This is a genomic window from Ferrimonas balearica (assembly GCF_019802055.1).
Classification (GTDB): Bacteria; Pseudomonadota; Gammaproteobacteria; order Enterobacterales; family Shewanellaceae; genus Ferrimonas; species Ferrimonas balearica_A.
In genome coordinates, this window is the sequence record NZ_JAHVHW010000010.1 from 27,705 (window position 1) to 53,460 (window position 25,756).

The 25,756-nt window shown below is 55.0% G+C and carries 35 protein-coding genes; 34 read left to right on the plus strand and 1 reads right to left on the minus strand.

Translation table 11 applies throughout. The annotated features are described in order from the left end of the window. The first annotated feature begins 24 nt into the window (after positions 1–24). The 34 genes from KUV52_RS15710 (at position 25) to rplQ (ending at position 25,513) form a co-directional block, all read left to right on the plus strand. Positions 25–1,455 carry an MOP flippase family protein gene (locus KUV52_RS15710; RefSeq protein ID WP_222526900.1) on the plus strand — a complete coding sequence of 477 codons (1,431 nt, stop codon included), beginning with the start codon at positions 25–27 and terminating at the stop codon, positions 1,453–1,455. 425 nt (positions 1,456–1,880) lie between these two features. Next, entirely contained in the window at positions 1,881–6,125 is a 4,245-nt protein-coding gene (locus KUV52_RS15715; RefSeq protein WP_222526901.1) for a kelch repeat-containing protein, read from the plus strand. A gap of 80 nt (positions 6,126–6,205) precedes the next feature. Continuing rightward, positions 6,206–7,615 (plus strand): undecaprenyl-phosphate glucose phosphotransferase, encoded by a 1,410-nt coding sequence (locus KUV52_RS15720; protein WP_222526902.1) that lies wholly within the window; start codon positions 6,206–6,208, stop codon positions 7,613–7,615. Between the two features lie 17 nt (positions 7,616–7,632). Next, the gene (locus KUV52_RS15725; RefSeq protein WP_222526903.1) at positions 7,633–8,817 is read left to right on the plus strand and encodes an outer membrane beta-barrel protein; all 1,185 of its coding nucleotides are present in this window, start codon (positions 7,633–7,635) and stop codon (positions 8,815–8,817) included. A 9-nt stretch (positions 8,818–8,826) separates the two neighbouring features. Continuing rightward, positions 8,827–9,348, plus strand: a complete 522-nt coding sequence (locus KUV52_RS15730) for a polysaccharide biosynthesis/export family protein (protein ID WP_222526904.1) — start codon at positions 8,827–8,829, stop codon at positions 9,346–9,348. A 26-nt stretch (positions 9,349–9,374) separates the two neighbouring features. Further along, positions 9,375–11,624, plus strand: a complete 2,250-nt coding sequence (locus KUV52_RS15735) for a GumC family protein (RefSeq protein ID WP_222526905.1) — start codon at positions 9,375–9,377, stop codon at positions 11,622–11,624. Positions 11,625–11,901: 277 nt separating this feature from the next. Further along, entirely contained in the window at positions 11,902–12,213 is a 312-nt protein-coding gene (rpsJ, locus tag KUV52_RS15740; RefSeq protein WP_013343788.1) for a 30S ribosomal protein S10, read from the plus strand. A gap of 34 nt (positions 12,214–12,247) precedes the next feature. Continuing rightward, on the plus strand, positions 12,248–12,886 hold the full coding sequence (gene rplC, locus KUV52_RS15745; protein ID WP_222526906.1) for a 50S ribosomal protein L3: 639 nt from the start codon (positions 12,248–12,250) through the stop codon (positions 12,884–12,886). Between the two features lie 17 nt (positions 12,887–12,903). Then, positions 12,904–13,509, plus strand: coding sequence for a 50S ribosomal protein L4 (gene rplD, locus KUV52_RS15750; protein ID WP_222526907.1), 606 nt, complete (start codon positions 12,904–12,906; stop codon positions 13,507–13,509). Further along, the gene (gene rplW / locus KUV52_RS15755; protein ID WP_222526908.1) at positions 13,506–13,808 is read left to right on the plus strand and encodes a 50S ribosomal protein L23; all 303 of its coding nucleotides are present in this window, start codon (positions 13,506–13,508) and stop codon (positions 13,806–13,808) included. The genes rplD and rplW overlap by 4 nt, the downstream gene beginning before the upstream one ends. 18 nt (positions 13,809–13,826) lie before the next feature. Beyond that, positions 13,827–14,651 (plus strand): 50S ribosomal protein L2, encoded by an 825-nt coding sequence (gene rplB, locus KUV52_RS15760; RefSeq protein ID WP_222526909.1) that lies wholly within the window; start codon positions 13,827–13,829, stop codon positions 14,649–14,651. Positions 14,652–14,666: 15 nt separating this feature from the next. After that, on the plus strand, positions 14,667–14,945 hold the full coding sequence (gene rpsS, locus KUV52_RS15765; protein WP_013343793.1) for a 30S ribosomal protein S19: 279 nt from the start codon (positions 14,667–14,669) through the stop codon (positions 14,943–14,945). Between the two features lie 10 nt (positions 14,946–14,955). Further along, positions 14,956–15,288 (plus strand): 50S ribosomal protein L22, encoded by a 333-nt coding sequence (gene rplV, locus KUV52_RS15770; protein WP_013343794.1) that lies wholly within the window; start codon positions 14,956–14,958, stop codon positions 15,286–15,288. A gap of 11 nt (positions 15,289–15,299) precedes the next feature. After that, positions 15,300–15,989, plus strand: coding sequence for a 30S ribosomal protein S3 (gene rpsC, locus KUV52_RS15775; RefSeq protein ID WP_222526910.1), 690 nt, complete (start codon positions 15,300–15,302; stop codon positions 15,987–15,989). Between the two features lie 11 nt (positions 15,990–16,000). Further along, entirely contained in the window at positions 16,001–16,414 is a 414-nt protein-coding gene (rplP, locus tag KUV52_RS15780) for a 50S ribosomal protein L16 (RefSeq protein ID WP_013343796.1), read from the plus strand. Then, a complete protein-coding gene (gene rpmC / locus KUV52_RS15785; protein ID WP_222526911.1) occupies positions 16,414–16,605 on the plus strand; it encodes a 50S ribosomal protein L29 in 192 nt (63 codons plus the stop codon). The genes rplP and rpmC overlap by 1 nt, the downstream gene beginning before the upstream one ends. Then, positions 16,605–16,853: a 30S ribosomal protein S17 gene (gene rpsQ / locus KUV52_RS15790; protein WP_222526912.1), complete on the plus strand. Its 249-nt coding sequence runs from the start codon at positions 16,605–16,607 to the stop codon at positions 16,851–16,853. The genes rpmC and rpsQ overlap by 1 nt, the downstream gene beginning before the upstream one ends. Before the next feature lie 164 nt (positions 16,854–17,017). Then, a complete protein-coding gene (rplN, locus tag KUV52_RS15795) occupies positions 17,018–17,386 on the plus strand; it encodes a 50S ribosomal protein L14 (protein WP_013343799.1) in 369 nt (122 codons plus the stop codon). Between the two features lie 10 nt (positions 17,387–17,396). Then, entirely contained in the window at positions 17,397–17,711 is a 315-nt protein-coding gene (rplX, locus tag KUV52_RS15800; protein ID WP_222526913.1) for a 50S ribosomal protein L24, read from the plus strand. 14 nt (positions 17,712–17,725) lie between these two features. Then, on the plus strand, positions 17,726–18,265 hold the full coding sequence (rplE, locus tag KUV52_RS15805; protein ID WP_222526914.1) for a 50S ribosomal protein L5: 540 nt from the start codon (positions 17,726–17,728) through the stop codon (positions 18,263–18,265). Between the two features lie 11 nt (positions 18,266–18,276). Then, a complete protein-coding gene (gene rpsN / locus KUV52_RS15810; RefSeq protein ID WP_222526915.1) occupies positions 18,277–18,582 on the plus strand; it encodes a 30S ribosomal protein S14 in 306 nt (101 codons plus the stop codon). A gap of 17 nt (positions 18,583–18,599) precedes the next feature. Beyond that, the gene (rpsH, locus tag KUV52_RS15815; RefSeq protein ID WP_222526916.1) at positions 18,600–18,992 is read left to right on the plus strand and encodes a 30S ribosomal protein S8; all 393 of its coding nucleotides are present in this window, start codon (positions 18,600–18,602) and stop codon (positions 18,990–18,992) included. 14 nt (positions 18,993–19,006) lie between these two features. Next, positions 19,007–19,540 (plus strand): 50S ribosomal protein L6, encoded by a 534-nt coding sequence (gene rplF / locus KUV52_RS15820; protein ID WP_222526917.1) that lies wholly within the window; start codon positions 19,007–19,009, stop codon positions 19,538–19,540. A gap of 9 nt (positions 19,541–19,549) precedes the next feature. Continuing rightward, positions 19,550–19,900 carry a 50S ribosomal protein L18 gene (gene rplR / locus KUV52_RS15825; protein ID WP_222526918.1) on the plus strand — a complete coding sequence of 117 codons (351 nt, stop codon included), beginning with the start codon at positions 19,550–19,552 and terminating at the stop codon, positions 19,898–19,900. Between the two features lie 14 nt (positions 19,901–19,914). Next, positions 19,915–20,415, plus strand: a complete 501-nt coding sequence (gene rpsE, locus KUV52_RS15830; RefSeq protein ID WP_222526919.1) for a 30S ribosomal protein S5 — start codon at positions 19,915–19,917, stop codon at positions 20,413–20,415. A gap of 6 nt (positions 20,416–20,421) precedes the next feature. Beyond that, the gene (rpmD, locus tag KUV52_RS15835) at positions 20,422–20,601 is read left to right on the plus strand and encodes a 50S ribosomal protein L30 (RefSeq protein ID WP_013343807.1); all 180 of its coding nucleotides are present in this window, start codon (positions 20,422–20,424) and stop codon (positions 20,599–20,601) included. 1 nt (position 20,602) lies between these two features. Next, positions 20,603–21,037, plus strand: a complete 435-nt coding sequence (gene rplO, locus KUV52_RS15840; RefSeq protein WP_222526920.1) for a 50S ribosomal protein L15 — start codon at positions 20,603–20,605, stop codon at positions 21,035–21,037. A gap of 14 nt (positions 21,038–21,051) precedes the next feature. Continuing rightward, positions 21,052–22,371, plus strand: a complete 1,320-nt coding sequence (gene secY / locus KUV52_RS15845) for a preprotein translocase subunit SecY (protein WP_222526921.1) — start codon at positions 21,052–21,054, stop codon at positions 22,369–22,371. 24 nt (positions 22,372–22,395) lie between these two features. Then, positions 22,396–22,509: a 50S ribosomal protein L36 gene (gene rpmJ / locus KUV52_RS15850; protein WP_013343810.1), complete on the plus strand. Its 114-nt coding sequence runs from the start codon at positions 22,396–22,398 to the stop codon at positions 22,507–22,509. A 137-nt stretch (positions 22,510–22,646) separates the two neighbouring features. Then, positions 22,647–23,003 (plus strand): 30S ribosomal protein S13, encoded by a 357-nt coding sequence (rpsM, locus tag KUV52_RS15855; RefSeq protein ID WP_222526922.1) that lies wholly within the window; start codon positions 22,647–22,649, stop codon positions 23,001–23,003. Positions 23,004–23,016: 13 nt separating this feature from the next. Then, positions 23,017–23,406, plus strand: a complete 390-nt coding sequence (gene rpsK, locus KUV52_RS15860; protein WP_222210143.1) for a 30S ribosomal protein S11 — start codon at positions 23,017–23,019, stop codon at positions 23,404–23,406. Between the two features lie 28 nt (positions 23,407–23,434). Next, on the plus strand, positions 23,435–24,055 hold the full coding sequence (rpsD, locus tag KUV52_RS15865) for a 30S ribosomal protein S4 (RefSeq protein ID WP_222526923.1): 621 nt from the start codon (positions 23,435–23,437) through the stop codon (positions 24,053–24,055). A 25-nt stretch (positions 24,056–24,080) separates the two neighbouring features. Next, positions 24,081–25,073 carry a DNA-directed RNA polymerase subunit alpha gene (locus tag KUV52_RS15870; protein ID WP_222526924.1) on the plus strand — a complete coding sequence of 331 codons (993 nt, stop codon included), beginning with the start codon at positions 24,081–24,083 and terminating at the stop codon, positions 25,071–25,073. Positions 25,074–25,111: 38 nt separating this feature from the next. Continuing rightward, positions 25,112–25,513, plus strand: a complete 402-nt coding sequence (rplQ, locus tag KUV52_RS15875) for a 50S ribosomal protein L17 (RefSeq protein WP_013343815.1) — start codon at positions 25,112–25,114, stop codon at positions 25,511–25,513. Here the strand turns inward: rplQ and KUV52_RS15880 are convergent. After that, positions 25,495–25,756, minus strand: a 262-nt coding sequence (locus KUV52_RS15880) for a hypothetical protein (RefSeq protein WP_222526925.1), incomplete at its 5' end; no start/stop codon positions are given. The two genes, rplQ and KUV52_RS15880, sit on opposite strands and share 19 nt — an antisense overlap.

The window sequence follows — 25,756 nt, forward strand, 5'->3', positions numbered from 1 at the left end:
GCGGCGCCGGGCCGGAGCAGGCAGATGAGCCTGATGCGTAAGACGATACACGGGGTCAGTTGGACGCTGGGGGGACGCCAGGTTCAACAACTGGCTACCCTGTTTATAACCGCGCTTTTGGCCAAGCTGCTGAACCCGGAAGATTTCGGTCTGATGGGTATGGTGACCGTGCTGTCGGGCATGGCGATGATCCTCTCCGATACCGGCTTTTCCGCTGCGGTAATTCAACGAAAGGATCTGAATCAGACCCACTACTCCACCCTGTTCTGGGTGAATATTGCTATCGGCCTGACGGTGTCGGCCCTGTTTTTCCTGCTGGCGCCAGCCATCGCGCTGTTTTATCAGCGTCCGGAGCTGGAGGCGATCAGCCAGGTGCTCTCCATCTCCTTCACGCTCTCCGCACTCAGCTCCATCCCCCAGGCGTTGTTGCGTCGGGTTATGCGTTTTAAGCGACTGACCATCATCGATACGGCCGTGCATCTGGCGACGGGGACCGTGGTGGTGTCAATGGCGATGATGGGGTTTGGGATCTGGAGTTTGGTTGCTCAGCCGCTGCTGCAGCAGAGCCTGAAAGTGGTGATGATGTGGTGGTACTGCCCCTGGCGACCGAGCCTGGTTGTCTCAATCAGTGCGCTTAAAGATGTGTTCCGCTTTAGTGCCAACATCCTGGGGCTTCAGTACCTCCAGTACTTTATGAACAACCTCGACTACCTGTTGGTGGGGCGATTTCTTGGTGCGGAAGCGTTAGGGTATTACACCCTGGCTTACAAGCTGATGTTTGTCCCTATCAGGAACATCTGTCAGGAGATCGTCAAGGTGCTGTTTCCTGCCCTTTCCCGCGTTCAGGATGACCCGAGGGCGTTACTGGACGGATTGGCTAAGGCGCTGCGCTCGACCTGCTATATCGTGTTTCCCATGTTGATGGGCATGTATATGGTGGCGGACGTGTTCATTGAAACCGTGTTTGGCGAGCGCTGGCGTCCAACCATCGAAGTGCTCCAGGTGCTTTGCCTGGTAGGGCTGGTTCAGGCAGTCATTACAGTGCTGTCTGTGATGTTCCGGGCCATGGGGCGTCCGGAGAGAGAGTTACGGATCCACTTCGCCCGCCTTATCACCATGACGGTTGTATTGGCTGCCGCGCTGCCCTTCGGCCTGGTGCCCTTCACCTGGAGCTTGCTGGCGGTGACGTCACTGTTTTTGGTGGTGTACCTGCGAGCGGTGGGAGCGCTTCTGGGCTGTTCATTAAGGCCGCTGTTAAGCGCAATATGGCCCGCTTTGGGGGTGTCTTTGATGATGACGCTCTGTTTGTGGTGGGTGCGGGGGCAGTTGGCGCAGAACGCAATGGGTGGCGTTAATGAACTGGTGATATTAATTGTCAGTGGCGCTGCGCTGTACGGTTTTGGCGTTGCGCTTCTTTGGCTCTATTACCGCAGGATGGATCAGAGCCTGATTTGATCATTTCGCTCTCTGCCCTGGTAATCGAAGGCAATTCGGGGAAATCGATTATCTCTCATCTCCCCCTTCATCAAAGCCCTGCCAAACGGCCTGGGTATCTGTGCCCATGCCCGCCGAATGAACCCGTTTCCTGGCCCCACTTATGCGTTTGTCGACCACCTTCTCTTAGCCCAAGCTGCCGCGCACAAGTCATTGATTAATATGGATATAACCTGATGGTGATGGCTCGCCCCAGAGAGGGCGAAAAAAAATATGCCAATAGATCAATGCAGTACAGAGAGATGTGCCAGCTTAGGCAGATAATTTAGGGGCTTGCGCTATGCTTGATCTCGATCCGCATGCCAAGAAGGCCCTTGAGGCGACAAGGAAACGTCATCTCGATCTCTGTTGTTGGAACTGCCATTCCAGTTTGGGAGCGAAAAACGATGTTGAGCCAGTATCTAGGACGTTTAGGGGTATTCTTCGCCCTGCTGTGTGTCTGTTTCCCCCTTCAGGCTGAGCTAAGAGTCAGCCAGCAGCCGGACAAGAGTGTTTCTCAAGCGCTCGAAGGGGCTTCTTTAGATGGCACGGTGTACATCTTCTACGAACCTTCCGAGCCCATTACCCGCGTCAAATTCTATCTGGACACCGATACCGGCGGGACGGTTTTCCAATCTGAAGGGGTTCCCCCCTATGACTTTGCCGGGACGGCAAGCGGTGGATTGGGAAACCCGTTTGACACAAGCTCGCTCTCATCTGGCAGTCACTTCATCTGGGTGCAGGTAACGCCTCAGTCCGGGTCTGTGTATGAGGAGATGGCAAGCTTTAGCGTGGGTGGCGGCGGAACCATCACGACACTCAATTTCTCCCCGGCCAGCAACAGCTACACCGCATCTGTGGGCGAAGAGCTCAGTGGTAGCGCTAACTTGTCCCTCAGCGATGGTTCAAGCGGCACTGCCAACCTGTCCAGCTCGGCCTCCTGGTTGGTTCTGGACAGTGCGACACAATCTGTCCCGGGCAGTGTGGGCTATCGCGTGGTGGCAGATGGGCTGGCACCCGGTGGCTACAACGCGACTCTGACTGCCTCAGTTTCTGGTTACCCATCTGCAACCCACAATGTTTCGCTGACAGTGCACGACAGCAGCGGTGGCGGATATCGACTGATGGTCAGTGATCGTCCGGATCGCAGTGGCGCGGTGCCTCTGTCGGGCCAGTCCCTCTCCGGCGCCGTCTACATCTTTACCAGCCCGGACGATGGCGTGAGCAAAGTGCGTTTCTATCTCGACGATCCCACCTTCAGCGGATCGGCGATCAAAACCGAAGGGGTTGCTCCGTACGACTTTGCTGGCACAGCGCCTGATCGCACGGCGAAACCCTTTAATGTCGATAGTCTCAGCCAGGGCAACCATATCGTCAGTGCCCAGATGACCACCTCGGGTGGCGTAGTGAACCTGCAGGGCAGTTTTGCCGTTGGGGATGCCGAGGTAACCCTATTGAGCGACCCCTCCTCTGTCAGCAAAACTGCCGATGCCGACAGTGGTCCGGTCTATGGCAATACCACTATCAGTGCCTCTGATGGCAGCGTGTTGGTGATAGGCGAACAGCACTCCGCGCCCTGGTTGACAGTTGATCTGGGGGGCGACAACACACCGGCTGACGTCACCTTTGTCATGGATACGGACGGCCTGTCCCCAGGGACCTATTCCGACAGCGTGACCTTCTTCTCCAGCGGTGTAGGTTCGACTCAGGTACAGGTGACGCTCACCATCAACGACTCCGGTGGTGGTGGCGGAGGCGGCGGTGAAGCCTGCGGCCCCGTCCTGTGCAGTGAAATTAAGGTGACCTTGCCCTACGTACTGGAGTTCGATGGGGATGCGGGTGGCTACGAAGACACCAATCAGCTGGGCACCGGGTTTACTTACTTGCAGCCAACCAGCAAGGGTGTCGGGCACATTGCTGGCAACCTGGATGTGAATACCTCGACAGAGCGTCTGGTGGTGACCACAACTAAGGGGCTGCAGCACCAGAGTATCAATAACCTGGATAATGCCCTGGGCGTGGGTTACGCCGGGCCAAACCATATCGCCAGGATCAGCACCGTATTGGTCGATCCGCCTCCTGGTACTGGCAAGTATGAACAAGCCGGTTTGTGGATTGGCTATGACGAAGATCACTTCGTGAAACTGGTATACAACTCCACGGGTGGTGGTCAGATCGTTGAGTTTATCTATGAACTGGCCGGCAATGTTCAGGGCAAGCTTGATGCCGGCGTTGGCGACCTTTCCAGCGATACGCTTACGCTGATCCTGATTGCCAATCCGGACAGTCAAACCATCAGTGCGCGTTACGCGATCAACGGCGGAAGCGAAAACAACATCGGTTCCTTTGCGGTAGAGCCTGAGTTCTTCAGTTTTGACGCAGCGGGTATCGATCCGGTGATCGGCACACGCACCTTTACCGGGTTGATGGCCAGCCATCGCAATGGCCCCTCATCACTCCAGTACCAGTTTGAATCCTTTGCCGTTGAGAGCCTGGGCGCTCCGGGTGGCGGCGGAGGCGGCGGTGGTGGAGGCGGCGGCGGTGGCGGCGGTGGATCCACTGACTGGAGCTTCAGCAAAGTCAGCAGCCATCCGTTGAACTTCCCGACCTCCATGGTTTGGGGGCCTGATGACCGCCTTTATGTCACTGAGCTGTTCGGCACCATTCACGCCCTGACCTTTAATGACCAGTTGGAGGTTGTGAATGACCAGGTGATCACCGGCCTGACCGATCGACACGGGTCGCGCATGACGCTGGGTATTACCGTCTATCACGACAATCCATCGGACCCGAATGACTTCTCGCTTTGGGTGAACCACTCCAGTTCCTCAACCAGTAACGGTGAGATCAACTCCGGCGAGGTCACCCGACTGTTCGGCAATAATTTTGCTGAATCGGAAGTGGTGATCAGCGGGCTTCCGCGGGCCAAGGCTAACCATGGTCCCAACAGTCTCCATTTTGGTCCGGATAACCGGCTGTATATCGCCATCGGCGGCATCACCGGTGCCGGGGCGGCGGTGGATCCCAATATTGCCGACACCGAGTTTGGTGATAGAGCGGAGCAACCCCTGTCCGCTGCCATTCTGGTCGCCGATGTGTTTGCCTCCGGGTTCGATGGCACCTGTGACAACAGTCCTGACATCTTTGGACCCAATCCATGTGATGTGGAGAACTGGACCACCGGCCTTCGCAATGCCTACGACTTTGTGTTCCACAGCAATGGCGAAGCGTATGGCACCGATAATGGCCTGGGCGTTCAGGGGGCTTACCCACCTAAACCAACTCCGGATTGTAGCGGCTTTGGTGACCCCGCTCCCTACACTCAGGGTGGCGACAATCCAGGCACACAACCGGACCTGTTAGTGAAGCTGGAGCAGGGGATGTACTACGGTCACCCGAATCCGTCCCGGGACGAGTGTGTGTTTAAGGACGGCAGCTATCAGCAGGTGGCGCCACTGCCAAACTATCAGCCGGAGATCTTCTCTCTGGGTAACAACAAATCGGCCAACGCCATCATTGAGTACCGCTCAAATAAAGCGTGTGGCGCCTTGAGTGGTGATCTGATGATCGCTTATTACTCCAAGGACGATGGGGTGACCCGGGTGCAGTTGAACGAGAACGGCGATGGTGTGGTGCTGGCGGAGAAAGTGTACTCCGATCTGGTCGACCCGCTCCCGCTGGCGGAGAAGGACGGAAACCTCTATGTCGGTGAGTTCGGAGCGGGCGTGTTGTCCGTGCTGGAACTCTCCAGCAGCTCCTGCTGGGAAGCTGGCGCCGATGCACCGGCTGAGTTGCTCGACAGCGGCAGTGTTGTTCTCGATGGGCAACTGCATGTGGTGGGTGGCAAGACCGCATCCGGCCATGTAAACACCCACTACGCCTACGACATCAGTGCTGATAGTTGGCAGACGCTGGCGCCGAAACCCGGTACGGCGGTGGAGAATCTCGCTGTGGCGGCTTATAACGGCGATCTCTATGCCTTTGGTGGCTCCTCAGGCCCCTTTAATGGCGCCGTAACGGAGAGCTATCGCTATGACCCCGGCAGCAACAGCTGGCAGACCCTGGCACCGATGCCGGTGGCTTTGGGTGGGATCCGAGCTGAGACCATAGGCAACAAGATCTACATCGCTGGCGGCATGAACAATAGCGGCGCGTCGGTCAGCAGCCTGTTGATCTACACCCCCTCCAGTAACACCTGGAGCACCGGGCCCAGCATGAGTCAGGTCAGGGATAACCCGGGTACGGCGGTGCTCAATGGTGAGCTTTATGTGTTGGGTGGCCGTCACCGCTTGTCCGATGGCACCTCGGTGAATGGAGAGCTGGAGAGCATGGCGATCTATAACCCGGGCAGCAATCAGTGGCGAAATGGCCCGGATCTTCTGACCGGAAGACGCACCTTTGCGGTTGGTACCCTGAATGGTCGACTGCAGATCATCGGCGGAGAATTTGCTGGTGGGGTGCCCAACAACGTGTTCCCACAATTTGAGGAGTTCGATCCCGATACCAATCAATGGCAATACCTGGGCGATGCCCTGTTCCCAACTCATGGTGCCGCTTTTGGTACAGACGGTAACCTGTTGATCCTCTCTACAGGAGGCCCGTCGGGAGGGACATCGTTCAGTAACGATACTTACCGGGTATCCGGGCAGTAGTCGTGTGGCCGGACGGAGAGCGTCCGGCCATTTCCGTTGGGCCGCAGTCGGTATGCGGCACATGCAATCGGGAGTCAGCGATGACGGATAAGGAGTTTTCAGCTGGAATCGAAGGGAGCCTGCCTCCGTGGTTGGCGCGCGTCTTCGACCTGTCTGCGGTTTTGGTTGGTCTTGCGCTGGTGTATGCCCTGGGGGGGCCACTCTATCTGCCAATAAATGAGTTGGTGCTTTGGGGTTTGCTCGCGGCCTTGTTGATGATCTACATGGCCGAGGTGTTCTCACACTATCGCTCCTGGCGATTAGCCCCCTTTTCAGAGGTGGTGGTGACCACGCTGCTGCTCTGGGCGGCAGTGACCATCGTGTTAGTGATTGCACTCTACTTTCTGAAACTGGCTGAGAACTTTGGCCGAATCGGTTTTGCTTACTGGTGCACGGTGACGGCAACATTGCTGGTGGCTTGGCGCTGGGCAGTTCGACGTTATCAGGCACGGCTTCGAACCCAGGGGCATAACCTGAAAACCGCATTGGTGGTTGGCGCCACGCCACTGGGCATTGAGCTGGCGGACGCCTTGGCGAGAGAGCCAGAAGTGGGGGTACGGGTTCTCGGGTTCTATGACGACAGGGACAAACACCGCCTGGACTCAAGCGTGCAGAACCTTGTAATAGGAAACGTGGATGACGCTCTAGATAGGGCGGAGCGTGGCGGCATAGATCAGATCTTTGTTGCGCTGCCGCTGAAAGCGGAGGACCGCATCTCGGCCATCCTGCAACGCTGTGCCAACACCACCAGCCAGGTTCATATCGTGCCCAACTTCTTTGTCTACAACCTGGTCAATGCGGCTTGGTGTGAAGTGGGTGGGATCCGGACGCTCAGTGTGTACGAATCCCCTATTCGGGGTCCTTGGGGAGCGCTCAAGCGGGCGGAGGATTTGACCATCGCAACCATCGCTCTGCTTGTGTTTGCCATTCCCATGCTGCTTATCGCTCTGGCGATCCGACTCGAGTCTCGGGGGCCGGTTCTGTTTAAGCAGGAGCGCTATGGAGTGGATGGCCGGAAGATCGAGGTCTGGAAATTTCGCTCCATGACCTGTGTCGAAAATGGAACTACTATAAAACAGGCAACAAGAAACGACAGTCGGATCACTAAGATAGGCGCGTTTATTCGCCGGACCTCCCTGGATGAGCTACCGCAGTTCATTAATGTATTGCAGGGAAGAATGTCAGTCGTGGGGCCCCGGCCCCATGCAGTAGCGCACAACGAGCAGTATCGTGCGCTGATCCAGGGTTACATGTTGCGGCACAAGGTAAAGCCAGGTATCACCGGTTGGGCCCAAGTCAATGGTTGGCGGGGTGAGACCGATACCCTGGACAAGATGGCCAGAAGGGTAGAGCACGATATGCACTACATCACTCACTGGTCAGTGGTTCTTGATATCCAGATCCTGTTTCTGACGCTTAGGAAGGGCTTTGTTCACGATAACGCTTACTGATCCTTACGGGGTGGCGCGTGAAACGACATTGGGGATGGGTCTTGGGTGTGCTGGCGGTAACGGCTGGCGCCGAAGAGTTTGAGCCAGCGCGAGTGAGACTGGGTGATGGGGCCCAGTTTCAACCGGTCATGGCGCTGGAATACGGTTACGATGACAACTTGCTCCACACCGGGGCCGATACACTGGACTCTCAATATCTGAGACTGATTCCCGAGCTTCAGTTTGTCTGGGGGCGACGGATCAGCCACATCAAGGCGGGATACACTCTGGATGCCGCCTCCTACTTCGATTCCTCTGACGATAACTACGTCGACCATCAGGTCGACCTTATCGGCCATCATGAATTTACCGCCCGCCACCGCATCGATGCGACTTACGAGTTTTTAAAGGGGCATCAGGCTCGAGGAACCGGCATTGCAGAGTTTGAGCAAACGGATAAGCCGGTGGAGTTCACCGATCACGATGTCGATGCCGCGTATGAGTTTGGTGCGCAGAGTGCCCGAATGCAGTTGGGCGTCAACCTGGGGTATTACCAGCGCACCTACGACAACTTCCGTGAACGCAGCCAATACCGGGATTACGACAGCTTCCATTATGGTGCAACGTTCAAATGGCGGGTCGGTACCCGAACCAAGTTGCTGCTCGACCTGTCCGACAGCGACATCAACTACGACCGCGTGGAACCGGGCCAGATAAGTCGGGACAGTAACGTGACTCGCGGATTGGTCGGTGTGATATGGGAAGCCACCGCGAAGAGCGAGGGGCGAGCGGCATTCGGGATAGAGGACAAGCGGTTTGTGGATAAGGGTCGGGAAGACTTCACCGGCTTCGCCTGGGATGTGGCTTTTACCTGGCGGCCCACCACTTACTCCACGCTGGAGCTTGTCAGTGCCCGGGAGAGTAAAGATCCGTTCACCAGCGGTGATTACGTGGAGGAGTCCAGTTACGAGCTGAACTGGGAGCACTACTGGCTGGAGCGGTGGGCGACCGACATTCAGTTGAGCTATGTCGACAAGGACTATACCGGTGACGACCGCGAAGATGAGATCACCAAAATTCGGCTCGGGGTGATCTACGAGTTTCGGCGCTGGATGAAGCTTGAGCCGTTTTACAGTTACTGGGATAACAGTTCGACTCGCGAGGATCCTGAGCTGAACTACGATAAGAATCAGTTCGGTATCCTGATTACGTTGGCGCTGTGAGGGTAGGCGATGAAGTGGTTTTTGCTGTTTTTGAGTGTGTTTGCTGCCAGCGTATCGGCTGATGATGCGTCGGGCTATCAACTGGGCCCGGGTGATCAGATCCGTATTCAGGTGTTTGGTGAGCCGGATCTGAGCATTGCTGAGATTCGACTTAGTGAGTCCGGGGCCATCAACTATCCCTACCTGGGACAGCTCAAACTGTCCGGCCTGAAACTGAGCCAGGTTGAGCAGTTGATTCATCGGGGCCTCAAAGGCGATTACCTGATCAATCCCAGTGTGTCGGTTAGCATCGTCGAATATCGCCCCTTCTTTATTAATGGCGAAGTGCGTCGACCCGGCGGCTACCCTTTCCAACCAGGCCTGACGGTACGCAAAGCGATTGCTCTGGCTGGCGGACTGACTGAGCGCGCCTCCTCCAGAGACATCAGCCTGACCCGCAAAACGCCCAATGGCGAAAGGATCATCGAGGTGTCCATGGCATCCGAAGTCTTGCCGGGTGATTCCATTTATATCGAAGACTCCTTCTTCTGATCCCCAACGATAACCGGGAGAGCGCTATGAATCGCGACGCAGGGTCACGGCAAACCAAGGGGCTAAGACTGGAATGGGTTGGTTTATCCGGCCGCTTCTCGACACTGGCTCGCTATAAGTGGTGGATCCTGCTTGCGACCCTGCTGACGACGACGGCGGGCGCCCTTTATCTCTTCCGCTTACCCGCGATATACAGCTCAACCGCTACGCTCCTTCTGGAAAACACGCCCTCCAAAGTGGTCTCTATCGAAGGGGTTTACGGGGTGGATTCGAGCCGTGATGAATACTTTCAGACTCAGTACGAGATCATCCAGTCGAGGAAGATTGCCGAAGTAGTCATTGCTGAATTGGGGCTGACCGAACGGGAAGAGTTCGTGCCCCAGGAAAGCGGCAGTTTTGGTTTGTCCATGGTGAAAAGTTGGGTGCGAAACCAACTCAAACAGGTACTGGGGGAGGGGAGTGATACTCCGCTGCTCAGCGAGGAAGAGAAAGCGTACCGTTTGCAGCAGCAGGTCATTGACGAGTATTACCGGCGGTTGACTCTGAAACCGGTCCGCAACACCCAGCTGGTCAGTATTCAATTTGAAGCACAAGACCCGGTGCTGGCGGCAGATGTGGCCAACGCCATCGGGCAGGCGTTCATCGAGTCCTATATGGAGGACAAGCTCACCGCAACCCAGGAAGCAACAGGCTGGATGCGGGAGCGCCTGGAGACTTTACGCAACAATCTGCGAGCGTCCGAAGAGGCGTTACAGAACTTTAGGGAGCAGGCGGGGCTGGTCGATGTGGAAGGGCTCCTGACCTTGGAGAGTCAGGAGCTGGAAAAGATCGCCAACCGCTTATCGGAAGCACGGGACCGTCGCAGCGCGGCGGAGGCCGTGGCTCGCAGCGTCGCGGGAACCGGGGGCGGTAATATTGAGTCTCTGGCGTCATTGCCGGAAATCAACCGACACCCCAGCGTCCAGCGGTTGCGTGAGGCGGAATCTCAGGCCGAGCAGCAAGTGGCGCAACTGTCCAAGCGTTATGGCCCCAAGCATAAGGCGATGATCACCGCTGAGGCTGAGCTGGCGGAAGTACGCTCGGCGTTGCGGCGCCAAATCCGTGAGCTGGTCAGCGGGATTCAGCAGGAGTACCGCTCTGCTCGTGATCAGGAAGCAACATTGTCCGAAGAGCTGGCGGCCGCTCGCCAGAACTACCAAGGCCTGAGCAAGAATGAGAGCGAGTACCGTGAGCTGCAAAGAGAGGTGGAAACCAACCGGCAGCTTTACGACACCTTTATGACCCGCATCAAGGAAACCGGCGTTGCCGGCGACTTCAATGAAGCGATCGCGCGCTTTACCGATAAGGCTTTGCCGGCGCTACTGCCAAGTCGGCCACAGAAAGGCGCCATCATGGCGATGACGGTGCTGGCTTCCCTGATGCTGTTTTCGACTCTGGCTTTGCTGCACGCCCGCTTTGTCGATGTCATCAGTCGTGCCAGCGAGGTGGAGAGTCTGCTCTATGCCAAGCTGCTGGGGATCGTACCCGAAGTTCGTAACCTGGACTCCAAATCAACCGTGAAAACCTACTTTGAGAAACGCCAGCCCGAGTTTGGGGAGGCGTGGCGAAGCATTCGGACCACTTATACCCTGCAGCACATGAACTCGACAGGGATGGCAATGGCGATCAGCTCTGCGTTGACCGGGGAGGGGAAGACCACCTCGGCCATCAGCATGGCGCTGTCGCTTCAACAGGTGAAGCGGGTTCTGCTTATCGACTGTGATTTGCGAAAGCCCAAGGTAGGAAAGGCGTTTGACCTGCCCTCCTATCAGCCGGGTCTCACCAACACCCTGTGCGGCACCCACTCTTTGGAGCAGTGTTTGTATGTGGATGAGGACACCGGTTTGTCGATCCTCTCAGCCGGTACGGTCCTGTCGAACCCGCTTGAGGCGCTCTCCGGGGACAGCTTCCGCCGAGTGCTGCAGCAGGCCAGGGCACAGTTTGATGTGGTGCTGCTGGATACACCGCCGGTACAGGCCGTATCGGACGCCTTAGTGGTGGCCAGAACGGCGGGTTCCATGATGTTCATCGTGCGTGCAGACCACACTCGGGCCCGCCTGGCCCAAAGAGCATTGGAAAGGGTATTGGAGAACAAGATCCTGTTGGAAGGCGTGGTTTTGAACCGGGCAGGGAAGGGCGCCATGAAGGCGCAATACGGTAAGGGGTATGACGCTTATTATGGCCAGGGTTACGGCCAGCAGCCCTCTACGGTTTCTCCTCGCGAGAGTGCGGCCTAGCTCACAAAATCGGGGATCTTCTTGATGTAGTATCTGCCGCCATCAGACAGGGACGGATTATCAAAAAAGTCCCTTGCGTTTATCCGCAAGGTGCGTATAATTCGTCCGGCTCAGGCAATTGGCTTGAGTGCACCTTAGGGTGCAGGACACAATATGTGTCCTTTAATACAGCAACTCCGATTTGGAGTTGAATGGTTAGCGAATCGTCTCTTCCCCTTTCATAAGAAGGTGGTGAAGGGATTGGTTTATGTGTTTCTTAGAGTTGGAGCTCTGGTCAATGCAGAACCAAAGAATCCGTATCCGCCTGAAGGCGTTCGATCATCGCCTGATCGACCAGTCTACCGCGGAAATCGTTGAGACTGCTAAGCGCACTGGTGCTCAAGTTCGCGGTCCCATCCCGCTGCCCACCCGTAAAGAGCGCTACACCGTTCTGATCTCTCCTCACGTGAACAAAGATGCACGTGATCAGTATGAGATCCGTACTCACAAGCGCCTGGTGGACATTGTTGAGCCTACCGATAAGACTGTTGACGCGCTGATGCGTCTGGATCTGGCTGCTGGCGTCGACGTGCAGATCAGCCTGGGTTAAGGCTGAGATCCTAAGCGGAAAGAGGTTTAGAGAAATGGCTATCGGTCTTGTTGGTCGCAAAGTTGGTATGACTCGTATCTTCACTCCTGAAGGCGTGTCTATCCCTGTGACCGTAATCGAAGTAGAACCGAACCGTGTAACCCAGGTTAAGACGCTGGAAACTGACGGCTATCGTGCACTGCAGGTAACTGCTGGCACTAAGAAAGCCAACCGCGTTACCAAGCCTGAAGCTGGCCACTTTGCCAAAGCTGGTGTTGAAGCCGGCCGTGGCAGTTGGGAGTTTCGCCTGGGTGAAGGTGAAGGCGAAGGCATCGAACTGGGTGCTGAGCTGAAAGTCGACATCTTGACTGATGTTGCAAAAGTAGACGTTACCGGTCAATCCAAGGGTAAAGGTTTCCAGGGTGCTATCAAGCGCTGGAACTTCCGTTCCCAGGACATGACTCACGGTAACTCCTTGAGCCACCGTGCTCCGGGTTCCATTGGTCAAAACCAATCCCCGGGTAAGGTTTTCAAGGGCAAGAAAATGGCTGGCCACATGGGTGCTGAGCGTGTAACTACTCAGAACCTGGAAGTGGTACGTATTGACGCAGAACGTAACCTGCTGCTGGTTAAGGGTGCAATCCCTGGTGCCAACGGTGGTGACGTGATCGTTAAGCCTGCCGTTAAAGCGTAACGTCTGAGGAGATAGTAATGGAATTGGTAATGAAAGACGCGCAGAGCGCTCTTGAAGTTTCCGAAACTACCTTCGGGCGTGAATTCAACGAAGCGCTGGTACACCAAGTGGTTGTGGCTTTTGCCGCTAACGCTCGTCAGGGTACCCGTGCTCAGAAGACCCGCGCTGAAGTGGCTGGCACCGGCAAAAAGCCGTGGCGTCAGAAAGGTACTGGCCGTGCTCGTTCCGGTACCGTTAAGAGCCCGATCTGGCGTTCTGGTGGCGTATCTTTCGCTGCTAAGCCGCAGGATCACGGCCAGAAAGTGAACAAGAAGATGTACCGCGGCGCGATGCGTAGCATCCTGTCCGAGCTGGTACGTCAAGATCGTCTGATCGTTGTTGAGAAGTTCGCTGTTGAAGCTCCGAAGACCAAAGAACTGGTTGGCAAGCTGAAAGAGCTGGACCTGAACGACGTGCTGATCGTAACCGGCGAAGTTGACGAGAACCTGTTCCTGGCTTCCCGCAACCTGTACAAGGTTGACGTTCGCGACGTAGACGGCATCGACCCTGTTAGCCTGATCGCCTTTGAAAAGGTTCTGATGACTGCTGACGCGGTTAAGCAGATTGAGGAGAAGCTGGCATGATCCGTGAAGAACGTTTGCTGAAAGTGCTGCTGGCTCCCCACATCTCTGAAAAGAGCACCATGGCTGCTGAACTGAACAACACTATCGTGTTCAAGGTTGCCAAGGACTCTACCAAAGCAGAGATCAAGGCTGCGGTTGAGAAGCTGTTCGAAGTGCAGGTTACTGGCGTTCGCACCAGCGTGGTTAAGGGTAAGGTTAAGCGTCACGGCGCTCGTTTCGGTCGCCGCAGCGACTGGAAAAAAGCCTACGTAACCCTGGCTGAAGGCGCTGACATCGACTTCGTCGGCGGCGCTGAGTAAGCAGTAGGAGTTTAGATAATGGCTATTGTTAAATGTAAGCCTACCTCTGCAGGTCGCCGCCACGTCGTTAAGGTCGTGAACAGCGATTTGCACAAGGGTAAGCCCCACGCTGCTCTGTTGGACAAGAAGTCCAAGACTGGTGGTCGTAACAACGCCGGCCGCATCACCACTCGCCACATCGGCGGTGGTCACAAGCAGCACTACCGTATCATCGACTTCAAGCGCAACAAAGATGGCATCCCTGCCAAAGTTGAGCGCCTGGAGTACGATCCGAACCGCAGCGCGAACATCGCTCTGGTTCTGTACGCCGACGGTGAGCGTCGTTACATCCTGGCCCCGAAAGGTCTGCAAGCTGGTGACACCATCGTGTCTGGCCAGGAAGCTGACATCAAGCCTGGTAACGCTCTGCCGATGCGTAACATCCCGGTAGGTTCTACCGTGCACAACGTAGAGCTGAAGCCTGGTAAAGGCGGTCAGCTGGCTCGTTCTGCCGGTGCTTACGCTCAAATCGTCGCTCGTGACGGTGCTTACGTAACCCTGCGTCTTCGCTCTGGCGAGATGCGCAAGGTGCTGGCCGAAGGCCGTGCCACCTTGGGTGAAGTTGGCAACTCCGAGCACATGCTGCGTCAACTGGGTAAGGCCGGTGCCAAGCGCTGGCGTGGTGTTCGTCCGACCGTTCGTGGTGTTGCCATGAACCCGGTAGATCACCCGCACGGTGGTGGTGAAGGTCGTACTTCTGGTGGTCGTCACCCGGTTACTCCGTGGGGCGTTCCGACCAAAGGTAAGAAGACCCGCAGCAATAAGCGTACCGATAAGTACATCGTACGTCGTCGTACCAAGTAATTTAGAGGATTCACCATGCCACGTTCTCTCAAGAAAGGTCCATTTATCGACCTGCACTTGCTGAAGAAGGTAGAGAAAGCGGTGGAAAGCGGAGACAAAAAGCCTGTTAAGACTTGGTCCCGTCGTTCGATGATCATTCCTGATATGATTGGTCTCACCATCGCTGTCCATAATGGTCGTCAGCACGTACCGGTTTTCGTTACTGAAGACATGATCGGCCACAAGCTGGGCGAATTTGCGCCGACTCGCACTTACCGCGGCCATGCTGCGGATAAGAAAGCGAAGAAACGCTAAGGGGTAGAAGATGGAAGTTTTAGCTAAACACCGTTTTGCCCGTACCTCTCCGCAAAAGGCTCGCCTGGTTGCCGACCAGATCCGTGGTCTGCCGGTTGACCGTGCCCTGGATATCCTGGCTTTCAGCCCGAAAAAAGCTGCCAGCCTGGTGAAGAAGGTACTGGAGTCTGCCATTGCCAACGCAGAACACAACGAAGGTCTGGATATCGACGATCTGAAAGTCGCCAAGATCTACGTTGATGAAGGACCGACCATGAAGCGCATCATGCCGCGTGCCAAAGGTCGTGCCGATCGCATCCTGAAGCGCTCCAGCCACATCACTGTGGTTGTGGCTGACAAGTAAGGGGAGCCGCAATGGGACAGAAAGTACATCCTAATGGTATCCGCCTTGGTATTACCAAGCCCTGGTCCTCGACCTGGTACGCGGAGAAGAAAGATTACGCTGACAACCTGTTCAGCGACCACGAAGTGCGTGAGTTCCTGAAGAAGGAACTGAAGAACGCTTCCGTTTCCCGCATCACCATTGAGCGTCCGGCCAAGAGCATCCGTGTGACCATTCACACTGCTCGTCCGGGTGTTGTAATCGGTAAGAAAGGGGAAGATGTTGAGAAGCTGCGCCTGAAAGTCGCCAAACTGGCCGGCGTTCCTGCGCAAATCAACATCAGCGAAGTTCGCAAGCCGGAACTGGATGCTCAACTGGTTGGTGACTCTGTTGCCTCTCAGCTGGAGCGTCGCGTTATGTTCCGTCGCGCTATGAAGCGCGCGGTTCAGAACGCTATGCGTTTGGGTGCCAAGGGCATCAAGATCGAAGTTTCTGGTCGTCTGGGTGGTGCCGAGATCGCACGTACCGAATGGTACCGTGAAGGTCGTGTGCCGCTGCACACTCTGCGCGCTGACATCGACTACGCCACTTCCGAAGCTCACACCACTTACGGTGTAATCGGTATCAAAGTTTGGATCTTCAAAGGTGAAGTTCTGGGCGGTATGCCGGTAGTAGCTGAAGAGCCTAAGGCGCAGCCGAAGCGCAAAGGTCGTGGTAAGTAAGGGGAACCGAGATGCTGCAACCTAAACGTATGAAGTTCCGTAAGATGCACAAAGGCCGTAACCGTGGTGTAGCCACCAGCGGTGACAAGGTTTCCTTTGGCTCTTTCGGCCTGAAAGCGACCACTCGTGGCCGTCTGACCGCGCGTCAAATCGAAGCGGCTCGTCGTGCTATGACCCGTCACATCAAGCGTCAAGGTAAGATCTGGATCCGTGTATTCCCGGATAAGCCGATTACCGAAAAGCCGCTTGAAGTGCGTATGGGTAAAGGTAAAGGTAACGTCGAGTACTGGGTAGCTCAGATCCAGCCGGGTCGTGTTCTGTACGAGATGGACGGTGTTGCTGAAGAGCTGGCTCGTGAAGCCTTCTCTCTGGCTGCTGCCAAACTGTCCGTTCAGACCACCTTTGTAACTCGTAAGGTGATGTGATGAAAGCACAAGATCTGCGTGAAAAGAGCGTTGAAGAACTGAATGCTGAGCTGCTGAACCTGCTCCGCGAACAGTTCAACCTGCGTATGCAGAACGCTACCGGTCAGCTGAAAGCGACTCACGAAATGAAGAAGGTACGCCGCAACATTGCGCGCGTTAAGACCATTCTGACTGAGAAGGCAGGTGCGTAATGTCTGACAAAATCCGTACTCTGCAGGGTCGTGTGATCAGTGACAAGATGGACAAGTCCATCACCGTAGCCATCGAGCGCAAAGTTAAGCACCCGATCTACGGCAAGTTCATGAAGCGCACTACCAAGCTGCACGTTCATGACGAGAACAACCAGTGCGGTATCGGCGACGTGGTAGAAATCCGCGAGTGCCGCCCGCTGTCCAAGACCAAGTCCTGGACTCTGGTGAACATCCTGGAAAAGGCTTAATTCTTAAGCTCTTATCTTAGGTGTTAAGTGGCCGGCCTGGGGTGACCTGGGCCGGTTACTTTTTTATCTATCTTTTCTCTGGCGCTTGGTGTTATAATTTCGCGCCTTTTAAAGGCAGCCAACGCCCGAGAGGGCATTTGAAGTAAAAATAGCGGAGCACTGAAATGATCCAAATGCAATCTGTGCTGGATGTTGCCGATAACTCCGGCGCACGCAGCGTGCAGTGTATTAAGGTCTTGGGTGGCTCTCACCGTCGTTACGCCGGCATCGGCGACATCATCAAGGTTTCCGTGAAGGAGTCCATTCCGCGCGGTAAGGCCAAAAAAGGTGATGTGTACAACGCGGTGGTAGTTCGTACCAAGAAGGGCGTTCGTCGTCCTGACGGTTCTGTCATTCGCTTCGACCGTAACGCTGCAGTTCTGCTGAACGCGAACCTGCAGCCGATCGGCACTCGTATCTTTGGCCCTGTGACTCGTGAACTGCGTAATGACAAGTTCATGAAGATTGTGTCCCTGGCGCCGGAAGTACTGTAAGGAGCTAAACATGGCAGCAAAAATCCGTCGCAACGACGAAGTGATTGTACTGGCAGGTAAAGACAAGGGTAAGCGCGGTAAGGTTACCCAGGTTCTGACCACTGGTAAGATCCTCGTCGAAGGCATCAACCTGGTGAAAAAACACCAGAAGCCGAACCCCCAACTGGGTGTTCAAGGTGGCATCGTAGAGAAGGAAGCCCCTATCCACGCTTCTAACGTGGCACTGTTCAACCCTGCTACTGGCAAGGCTGACCGTGTAGGTTTCCGATTTGAAGACGGCAAGAAAGTCCGTTTCTTCAAGTCCAACGACGAAATCGTTAAGTAATTTTGGAGTAAACGATGGCGAAACTGCATGATTACTACAAAGAGACTGTAGTAAAAGAGCTGATGCAGCAATTCGGCTATAAAAGCATCATGCAAGTCCCTCGGATTGAAAAGATCACCCTTAACATGGGTGTCGGTGAAGCCGTAGCGGACAAGAAGGTGCTGGAAAATGCCGTTGCTGATATGACAGCAATTTCCGGTCAGAAGCCTCTGGTTACCAAAGCTCGCAAATCTGTTGCTGGCTTTAAGATCCGTGAAGGTTACCCGATTGGCTGTAAAGTAACCCTGCGCGGCGAGCGTATGTGGGAGTTCTTCGAGCGCCTGGTATCCATCGCGGTACCGCGTATCCGTGACTTCCGTGGCCTGAACCCGAAAGCGTTCGATGGCCGTGGTAACTACTCCATGGGCGTTCGTGAGCAAATCATCTTCCCGGAAATCGATTACGACAAGATCGATAAGCTGCGCGGTATGGATATCACCATTACCACTTCCGCCGGCTCTGACGAGGAAGGGCGTGCTCTGCTGGCTGCCTTCAACTTCCCGTTCCGCAAGTAAGGTGTAGGGTTATGGCTAAACTTTCCATGAAAGCGCGTGAAGCAAAGCGCGCGAAGCTGGTCGCTCAGTACGCTGAAAAGCGCGCTGCCCTTAAAGCGATCATCAAGGACGTCAACGTCTCTGAAGAAGAGCGTTGGGCCGCTGTTCTGAAACTGCAACAACTCCCGCGTGACTCCAGTGCATCTCGTCAGCGTAACCGCTGCAACATCACTGGCCGTCCCCATGGTGTTCTGCGCAAGTTCGGCCTGAGCCGTATCAAGCTGCGCGAAGCTGCCATGCGTGGTGAAGTTCCTGGCCTCAAAAAGGCCTCTTGGTAATTCGGGAGTAAGCGATTATGAGCATGCAAGATCCGATCGCGGATATGCTGACGCGCATCCGTAACGGCCAGGCTGCCAACAAAGTTGCAGTGACCATGCCGTCCTCTAAGCTGAAGGTGGCTATCGCTAACGTTCTGAAAGCAGAAGGTTACGTAGCTGATTTCGCCGTCTCCGGTGACGTTAAACCGACTCTGGAAGTAACTCTGAAGTACTTCCAAGGTAAGCCGGTGGTTGATTCCATCGCGCGTGCCAGCCGCCCCGGCCTGCGCATCTACAAAAAGAAAGATGAGCTGCCGACTGTAATGGGTGGTCTGGGTATCGCTATCGTGTCCACCTCTAAAGGTGTGATGACCGACCGTGCAGCCCGTAACCTGGGTCTGGGCGGCGAGATCATCTGCTACGTAGCGTAAGGGAGGTAGCAATAATGTCTCGAGTAGCTAAGGCACCCGTTGCTATCCCTGCCGGCGTAGAGGTATCTCTGAACGGTCAGGAAATCACCATTAAAGGTGGTAAGGGCACTCTGACTCGTGTAATCCACGAGGCCGTAGTTGTAGCCAAAGAAGAGAGTGAAATCACTTTTGGTCCTCGCGAAGGCGCTGCCAACGCTTGGGCACAAGCTGGTACCGCTCGCGCTCTGGTAAACAACATGGTTGTTGGTGTTACCGAAGGCTTCACTAAGAAGCTGCAACTGCTGGGTGTGGGTTACCGTGCCGCAGTTAAAGGTAACGCTGTGAGCCTGACTCTGGGCTTCTCCCACCCGGTTGAATACGTTCTGCCGGAAGGTGTGAAGGCCGAGTGCCCCAGCCAAACTGAAATCGTCCTCACTGGCGCAGACAAGCAGTCTGTAGGTCAGGCGGCCGCTAACATCCGCGCATACCGTGCTCCTGAGCCTTACAAAGGTAAAGGTGTTCGTTACGCTGATGAGCAAGTGCGCCGTAAAGAGGCCAAGAAGAAGTAAGGTAACACGATGGACAAGAAAGCAGCTCGTCTGCGTCGCGCGACTCGCGTACGCAAACAAATTCAGGAAATGGGCGCGACTCGTCTGGTCGTGCACCGTACTCCGCGTCACATCTACGCCCAGGTTATCACTGCAGACGCAACTGTAGTGGCAACCGCTTCTACTGTAGAGAAGGCGATCAAAGAGCAACTGACTGGCACCGGTAACACCGATGCTGCCAAGGCAGTTGGTAAGGCTGTAGCCGAACGTGCTCTGGAAAAAGGTGTTAAAGCCGTTTCCTTCGATCGCAGCGGCTTTAAGTTCCACGGTCGTGTAGCCGCTCTGGCTGACGCTGCCCGTGAAGCTGGCCTCCAGTTCTAATTTGGGAGTGGATCATGGCGAATATTGAAAATCAAGCCGGTGACCTGCAAGAGAAGCTCATTGCAGTAAACCGCGTTTCCAAAGTAGTTAAGGGTGGTCGCATTTTCAGCTTCACCGCTCTGACTGTAGTTGGTGACGGTAACGGCCGTGTTGGCTTTGGTTACGGTAAGGCTCGTGAAGTGCCTGCTGCTATCCAGAAGGCAATGGAAAAAGCCCGTCGTAACATGTACACCGTATCCCTGAAGAACGGCACTCTGCACCACCCGGTGAAGGGTCGTCACTCTGGTTCCAAGGTATACATGCAGCCTGCTTCCGAAGGTACCGGTATTATTGCTGGTGGTGCAATGCGCGCCGTTCTGGAAGTGGCTGGTGTACACAACGTACTGGCTAAAGCTTACGGCTCAACCAACCCGATCAACATCGTGCGCTCCACCGTTGACGCACTGGTGAACATGAATTCTCCCGAGCAAATCGCTGCTAAGCGCGGTCTGCCGGTTGATGAGATCCGGGGGTAATCTGTCATGGCTAAAACTATCAAGGTTACTCAGACCAAAAGCTCCATCGGTCGTCTGCCTAAGCACAAGGCGACTCTGGTAGGCCTGGGTCTGCGTAAAATCGGTCACACTGTTGAGCTGGAAGACACTGCTTCCGTTCGCGGTATGATCAACAAAGTTTCCTACATGGTTAAAGTGGAGGAGTAAAATGCGCCTGAATACTATTTCTCCGGCTGCTGGCTCCAAGACTGCAGCTAAGCGTGTAGGCCGTGGTATCGGTTCCGGTCTGGGTAAGACTGGTGGCCGTGGTCACAAAGGTCAGAAGTCCCGTTCTGGTGGCTCCGTACGTCCTGGTTTCGAAGGCGGTCAGATGCCTCTGAAGCAGCGTCTGCCCAAGTTCGGTTTTACTTCTCGCAAGTCTCTGGTCTCTTCTGAAGTTCGCCTGAGCGAACTGGCAAAAGTAGACGGTGAGGTTGTGAGCCTGGCGACTCTGAAAGACGCTGGTGTTATTTCCGCCAACATTCAGTTTGCGAAAGTAGTGCTTTCAGGTAAAATCGAGCGCCCAGTGACTGTAAGCGGTCTCAAAGTGACCAAAGGCGCTCGTGAAGCCATTGAGGCTGCGGGCGGCAAAATCGAAGAGTAACGGGAAAGTACGCAATGGCTAAGCCAGGACTTGAGTTAAAAAGTGCGAAAGGGGGCCTTTCGGAGTTGAAAGCGCGTCTGTGGTTTGTTCTCGGCGCAATCATCGTATTCCGGGCCGGTTCTTTCGTGCCAATTCCTGGTATTGACGCCGCTGTGCTTGCCGAACTGTTCAAACAGCAACAAGGTACCATCGTGAGCATGTTTAACATGTTCTCCGGTGGTGCCTTGGAACGTGCCTCCATCTTCGCCCTGGGGATCATGCCGTACATTTCGGCGTCGATCATCATGCAGCTACTTACCGTAGTGCATCCCACTCTGGCGGAGTTGAAGAAAGAGGGTGAATCTGGTCGTCGTAAGATTAACCAGTACACTCGCTGGGGTACTCTGGTACTGGCTACCTTCCAGTCCATCGGTATTGCTACTGGCCTGCCCAGTATGCTGCCTGGTCTGGTGGTTAACCCTGGCTTCGGCTTCTACTTTGTAGCAGTTGTGAGCCTGGTGACTGGTACCATGTTCCTGATGTGGCTGGGTGAGCAGATCACCGAGCGCGGTATTGGTAACGGTATCTCGATCCTGATCTTTACAGGTATCGTGGCCGGTCTGCCTTCCGCTATCGGTCAAACGGCAGAGCAAGCGCGTCAAGGTGAAATGCATCTGATCCTTCTGCTCGGTCTGGTTGTGATCGTCAGCCTGATTACCGCTTTTGTGGTGTTTATGGAGCGCGGTCAGCGTCGAATCGTGGTAAACTACGCCAAGCGTCAGCAAGGCCGCCGCGTGTTCGCTGCTCAAAGCACTCATTTGCCTCTGAAAGTGAATATGGCCGGCGTGATCCCGCCGATCTTCGCGTCCAGCATTATTCTGTTCCCGGGCACCTTGGCCCAGTGGTTCGATAAGAACCAGGGTGGCATTCTGTCAGACATCTCTCTGGCACTGTCTCCGGGACAGCCGCTGTACGTAATGATTTATGCGGTCGCGATTGTCTTCTTCTGTTTCTTCTACACGGCGCTGGTGTTTAACCCCCGTGAGACTGCAGACAACCTGAAGAAGAGTGGTGCGTTCATCCCCGGAATTCGTCCGGGCGAGCAAACTGCCCGTTATATTGATAAAGTAATGACCCGCCTGACTCTGGCTGGCGCGGCTTACATTACCTTTATCTGCTTGGTTCCGGAGTTCATGATGATTACTACCAATGTACCTTTCTACTTTGGTGGTACCTCACTGCTGATTATGGTGGTGGTAATCATGGACTTCATGGCTCAGGTACAGACCCATCTGATGTCATCTCAGTATGATTCTGTGCTGAAGAAGGCCAACCTTAAGGGCTACGGCCGTTAAGGTCGCCGATTACGGAGTACCAAAATGAAAGTTCGTGCATCCGTTAAGAAGATGTGCCGCAACTGCAAGGTCATCAAACGTAACGGCGTTGTACGTGTTATCTGCTCTGAGCCGAAACACAAACAGCGTCAGGGTTAATCGGATTATCCGGTAAACCCAAATAAGCGCACAGGGCTGGCCCATGGTCAGCCCCTGTGTTGTTGCAAACCGGTCTTCTGTTGGGTATCCTATCGGGCTTTTCGCAGTTGACCAATTGAGATAGTAGGAGTGCTATAGTGGCCCGTATCGCTGGCATTAACATTCCTGAGCATAAACATGCGGTTGTTGCTCTGACCGCCATTTTCGGCGTCGGCCAGACTCGCGCAAAAGCCATTTGCGCTGAAGCCGGCATTGCTGAAGATGTGAAATTCAAAGATCTCGACGAAGCCACCATCGATAAGGTGCGTGAAGTCGTAGGCCAGTTCACCGTTGAGGGTGACCTGCGTCGTGAGATCTCCATGAACATTAAGCGTCTGATGGACCTGGGTTGCTTCCGCGGCCTGCGTCACCGTCGTAACTTGCCTGTTCGTGGTCAGCGTACCAAGACCAACGCGCGTACCCGTAAGGGCCCGCGTAAACCGATTAAGAAGTAAGGGGAATTAAGCAATGGCTAAAACTCCTTCTCGTACTCGTAAAAAGGTACGTAAGCAGGTAGCGGACGGTATCGCTCACGTTCATGCTTCCTTCAACAACACCATCGTGACCATCACCGACCGTCAAGGTAATGCCCTGGCTTGGGCTACCGCTGGTGGTTCTGGTTTCCGTGGTTCTCGTAAGTCCACTCCGTTCGCTGCCCAGGTGGCCGCTGAGCGTTGCGCTGAAGTCGCAAAAGAGTACGGCTTGAAGAATCTGGAAGTCGAAGTGAAGGGTCCGGGTCCGGGTCGTGAATCATCCATTCGTGCGTTGAATGCTGCGGGTTTCCGCATCACCAACATCACCGATGTGACTCCGATCCCGCACAACGGTTGTCGTCCGCCGAAAAAACGTCGCGTGTAACGCACGTTAGGACTGTTGGAGAAAGAACATGGCAAGATATTTGGGTCCTAAGCTCAAACTCAGCCGTCGTGAAGGTACTGACCTGTTCCTGAAAAGCGGCGTTCGAGCGATCGATTCTAAATGTAAAATTGATACCGTACCTGGTCAGCACGGCGCTCGTCGCGCTCGTCTGTCCGACTACGGTGTCCAGTTGCGTGAAAAGCAGAAAGTTCGTCGTATCTACGGCGTACTGGAAAAGCAGTTCCGTAACTACTACAAGGAAGCGGCTCGTCTGAAGGGCAACACTGGTGAAAACCTGCTGCAACTGCTCGAAAGCCGTCTGGACAACGTGGTATACCGCATGGGTTTTGGTGCTACCCGCGCCGAAGCTCGTCAGCTGGTGAGCCACAAGGCCATCAAGGTTAACGGTCGTGTTGTAAACATCCCGTCCTTCTCCGTTTCCCCGAACGACGTTATCGCCGTTCGTGAGAAAGCTCAGAAGCAGGCCCGTATTAAAGGTGCCCTGGAAGTTGCTGAGCAACGCGAGAAGCCGACTTGGGTTGAAGTAGACGCCGCTAAGATGGAAGGCACTTTCAAGCGCCTGCCTGAGCGTAGCGATCTGTCTGCTGATATCAACGAACAGCTGATCGTCGAGCTTTACTCCAAGTAAAGCTTAACCATAGAGAGAGGACACAATGCAGGGTTCTGTTACCGAATTTCTAAAGCCGCGACTTGTAGATATTGATCAAGTTAGCCCCTACCGGGCTAAGGTGACTCTGGAGCCGCTCGAGCGTGGTTTCGGCCACACTCTGGGCAATGCGCTGCGTCGCATTCTGCTCTCTTCTATGCCTGGCTGTGCAGTAACCGAAGTCGAAATCGACGGCGTGTTGCATGAGTACAGCAGCAAAGAAGGCGTGCAGGAAGACGTCCTGGAGATCCTGCTGAACCTGAAAGGTTTGGCTGTGAAGCTCGAGGGTAAAGACGAAGCCATTTTGACTCTGAGCAAGTCTGGTGCGGGCCCTGTCACTGCGGCAGACATCACCCACGACGGTGATGTAGAGATCGTTAATCCGGAACACCTGATCTGTACTCTGACCGGCGCCGATGCTGAGATCAGCATGCGTATCAAGGTTGAATTGGGCCGTGGTTACATCCCGGCCTCTGCTCGCGCACAAATTGAAGAAGACGAACGTCCTATCGGCCGCCTGCTGGTAGACGCGTCCTTCAGCCCGGTGGTTCGCATTGCCTACAATGTAGAAGCCGCCCGTGTTGAGCAGCGTACCGACCTGGATAAGCTGATCATCGACATGCACACTGACGGCACCCTGGATCCTGAAGAAGCTATCCGTCGCTCCGCCACTATTCTGGCTGAGCAACTGGAAGCCTTCGTGGACCTGCGTGATGTTAGCGAGCCGGAAGAGAAGGAAGAGAAGCCGGAATTCGATCCGATCCTGCTGCGTCCTGTCGACGACTTGGAGCTCACTGTTCGTTCGGCAAACTGCCTGAAAGCAGAAGCCATTCACTATATTGGCGATCTGGTTCAGCGTACCGAAGTCGAGCTGCTTAAGACCCCGAACCTGGGTAAGAAGTCGCTGACTGAGATTAAAGACGTGTTGGCCTCCCGTGGTCTGTCTCTGGGCATGCGCCTTGAGAACTGGCCGCCGGCCTCACTTGCCGACAACATGTAACCAAGTCTGGTAAAGATTTAGGTTAAAAGGATAAGGTCATGCGCCATCGTAAGAGTGGTCGTCAACTGAACCGCAACAGCAGCCACCGTCAAGCTATGTTCCGCAACATGGCTGGTTCTCTGGTTCGCCACGAGGTTATCAAGACGACCTTGCCTAAGGCCAAAGAGCTGCGCCGTGTAGTAGAGCCGCTGATTACCCTGGCTAAAACTGACAGCGTTGCTAACCGCCGTCTGGCATTCGCCCGCACCCGCGATCAATTCGTAGTGGGCAAACTGTTTAACGAACTGGGTCCGCGCTACCAAGAGCGTGCTGGTGGTTACACCCGCATTCTGAAGTGTGGCTTCCGCGCTGGTGACAACGCGCCGATGGCTTACATCGAGCTGGTTGATCGTCCGGCTGCTGAAGAGGTTGCCGAAGAAGCTCAAGCTTCTGCCGAGTAATCCTCCCGCATCGAAAAAGGGCTAGCGTTTGCTAGCCCTTTTTGTTTTTCGGCATTGCCATTTTTCTCTCCTGATGGCTTTTTAGTCTTGCTGTCTTGCTGTCTTGCTGTCTTGCTGTCTTGCTGTCTTGCTGTCTTGCTGTCTTGCTGTCTTGCTGTCTTGCTGTCTTGCTGTCTTGCTGTCTTGCTGTCTTGCTGTCTTGCTGTCTTGCTGTCTTGCTGTCTTGCTGTCTTGCTGTCTTGC

Coding starts and splice junctions, on each gene's coding strand:
- KUV52_RS15710 (WP_222526900.1), top strand. CDS start 25: ATGAGCCTGATGCGTAAGACGATACACGGGGTCAGTTGGACGCTGGGG.
- KUV52_RS15715 (WP_222526901.1), top strand. CDS start 1,881: ATGTTGAGCCAGTATCTAGGACGTTTAGGGGTATTCTTCGCCCTGCTG.
- KUV52_RS15720 (WP_222526902.1), top strand. CDS start 6,206: ATGACGGATAAGGAGTTTTCAGCTGGAATCGAAGGGAGCCTGCCTCCG.
- KUV52_RS15730 (WP_222526904.1), top strand. CDS start 8,827: ATGAAGTGGTTTTTGCTGTTTTTGAGTGTGTTTGCTGCCAGCGTATCG.
- KUV52_RS15735 (WP_222526905.1), top strand. CDS start 9,375: ATGAATCGCGACGCAGGGTCACGGCAAACCAAGGGGCTAAGACTGGAA.
- rpsJ (WP_013343788.1), top strand. CDS start 11,902: ATGCAGAACCAAAGAATCCGTATCCGCCTGAAGGCGTTCGATCATCGC.
- rplC (WP_222526906.1), top strand. CDS start 12,248: ATGGCTATCGGTCTTGTTGGTCGCAAAGTTGGTATGACTCGTATCTTC.
- rplD (WP_222526907.1), top strand. CDS start 12,904: ATGGAATTGGTAATGAAAGACGCGCAGAGCGCTCTTGAAGTTTCCGAA.
- rplW (WP_222526908.1), top strand. CDS start 13,506: ATGATCCGTGAAGAACGTTTGCTGAAAGTGCTGCTGGCTCCCCACATC.
- rplB (WP_222526909.1), top strand. CDS start 13,827: ATGGCTATTGTTAAATGTAAGCCTACCTCTGCAGGTCGCCGCCACGTC.
- rpsS (WP_013343793.1), top strand. CDS start 14,667: ATGCCACGTTCTCTCAAGAAAGGTCCATTTATCGACCTGCACTTGCTG.
- rplV (WP_013343794.1), top strand. CDS start 14,956: ATGGAAGTTTTAGCTAAACACCGTTTTGCCCGTACCTCTCCGCAAAAG.
- rpsC (WP_222526910.1), top strand. CDS start 15,300: ATGGGACAGAAAGTACATCCTAATGGTATCCGCCTTGGTATTACCAAG.
- rplP (WP_013343796.1), top strand. CDS start 16,001: ATGCTGCAACCTAAACGTATGAAGTTCCGTAAGATGCACAAAGGCCGT.
- rpmC (WP_222526911.1), top strand. CDS start 16,414: ATGAAAGCACAAGATCTGCGTGAAAAGAGCGTTGAAGAACTGAATGCT.
- rpsQ (WP_222526912.1), top strand. CDS start 16,605: ATGTCTGACAAAATCCGTACTCTGCAGGGTCGTGTGATCAGTGACAAG.
- rplN (WP_013343799.1), top strand. CDS start 17,018: ATGATCCAAATGCAATCTGTGCTGGATGTTGCCGATAACTCCGGCGCA.
- rplX (WP_222526913.1), top strand. CDS start 17,397: ATGGCAGCAAAAATCCGTCGCAACGACGAAGTGATTGTACTGGCAGGT.
- rplE (WP_222526914.1), top strand. CDS start 17,726: ATGGCGAAACTGCATGATTACTACAAAGAGACTGTAGTAAAAGAGCTG.
- rpsN (WP_222526915.1), top strand. CDS start 18,277: ATGGCTAAACTTTCCATGAAAGCGCGTGAAGCAAAGCGCGCGAAGCTG.
- rpsH (WP_222526916.1), top strand. CDS start 18,600: ATGAGCATGCAAGATCCGATCGCGGATATGCTGACGCGCATCCGTAAC.
- rplF (WP_222526917.1), top strand. CDS start 19,007: ATGTCTCGAGTAGCTAAGGCACCCGTTGCTATCCCTGCCGGCGTAGAG.
- rplR (WP_222526918.1), top strand. CDS start 19,550: ATGGACAAGAAAGCAGCTCGTCTGCGTCGCGCGACTCGCGTACGCAAA.
- rpsE (WP_222526919.1), top strand. CDS start 19,915: ATGGCGAATATTGAAAATCAAGCCGGTGACCTGCAAGAGAAGCTCATT.
- rpmD (WP_013343807.1), top strand. CDS start 20,422: ATGGCTAAAACTATCAAGGTTACTCAGACCAAAAGCTCCATCGGTCGT.
- rplO (WP_222526920.1), top strand. CDS start 20,603: ATGCGCCTGAATACTATTTCTCCGGCTGCTGGCTCCAAGACTGCAGCT.
- secY (WP_222526921.1), top strand. CDS start 21,052: ATGGCTAAGCCAGGACTTGAGTTAAAAAGTGCGAAAGGGGGCCTTTCG.
- rpmJ (WP_013343810.1), top strand. CDS start 22,396: ATGAAAGTTCGTGCATCCGTTAAGAAGATGTGCCGCAACTGCAAGGTC.
- rpsK (WP_222210143.1), top strand. CDS start 23,017: ATGGCTAAAACTCCTTCTCGTACTCGTAAAAAGGTACGTAAGCAGGTA.
- rpsD (WP_222526923.1), top strand. CDS start 23,435: ATGGCAAGATATTTGGGTCCTAAGCTCAAACTCAGCCGTCGTGAAGGT.
- KUV52_RS15870 (WP_222526924.1), top strand. CDS start 24,081: ATGCAGGGTTCTGTTACCGAATTTCTAAAGCCGCGACTTGTAGATATT.
- rplQ (WP_013343815.1), top strand. CDS start 25,112: ATGCGCCATCGTAAGAGTGGTCGTCAACTGAACCGCAACAGCAGCCAC.